The following is an 853-nucleotide window of genomic DNA, read 5'->3' as shown; positions in this document are numbered from 1 at the left end:
CTGGTTTAGATAGTGCATCTTTAGCTCGCTGCGTAGCTGATGATGATGTTTCTACGTTGGTGAAGCTACCAGGTATTGGCAAGAAAACGGCCGAAAGGTTGTTGATAGAGCTGAGAGATAAGGTTAAAGGCCTTGTTCCTGAGGGTGGTGATGTGTCAATTTCTGAGCTTGATATGCCTCTAGCGCGTGTTAGCGATATCGAAGGTGAAGCCGAAGCGGCGCTGATTTCCTTGGGTTATAAGCCTCAAGATGCTGCGAAATCTATTAAATCAGTGCGTCATGAGGGGCAAACCCTAGAGTCTCTTCTTAAAGCTGCACTAAAAGGAATGTTGTAGCACCAGGCTTATAGGTCGGCGAGGTCTAACATATTTTTAACTTTAGTCCCTTGGATTGATCTGTAAACTGTCTTTCATAGTAAGTTCTTGGTGTGTCATTACGGCCACGCCCAGATTGATGTTTCCTGTTTGGAATGTACATGATTGAAGCAGATCGTATTATTGCCGCTCAAGCTGCCGAGCTTGGTGGTGTGAGTGAAGATGTTCAAGATAGAGCGATTCGGCCTAAGTCTTTAAGTGACTATGTTGGGCAGCCCGCTGTTAAAGAGCAAATGGATATCTTTATTCAAGCAGCCAGTAAAAGGCAAGAAGCGCTGGATCATGTGCTTATTTTCGGTCCGCCTGGACTAGGTAAAACAACGCTAGCGAATATTATTGCAAATGAGCTAGGGAGCAATATTAAGTCTACTTCTGGCCCTGTTCTTGAAAAAGCCGGTGATCTTGCTGCATTGCTGACAAACTTGGAAGCAGGAGACGTTCTTTTCATTGATGAAATTCACCGAATGAATGCTTCAGTT

2 protein-coding genes are annotated in these 853 nt (G+C 44.4%); both read left to right on the top strand.

What is annotated here, in order from left to right; translation table 11 throughout:
• Positions 1–335, top strand: a 335-nt coding sequence (locus tag A3766_RS28195; RefSeq protein ID WP_231883027.1) for a Holliday junction ATP-dependent DNA helicase RuvA, incomplete at its 5' end; no start/stop codon positions are given.
• A 140-nt stretch (positions 336–475) separates the two neighbouring features.
• The coding region (locus A3766_RS28190) for an AAA family ATPase (protein ID WP_156509216.1) at positions 476–853 on the top strand (378 nt) is incomplete at its 3' end.

The sequence above is a fragment of the Oleiphilus sp. HI0132 genome (assembly GCF_001635845.1).
Note: the sequence above shows the minus strand (reverse complement) of the source record. Positions and strands in the feature narration are given on the sequence as shown.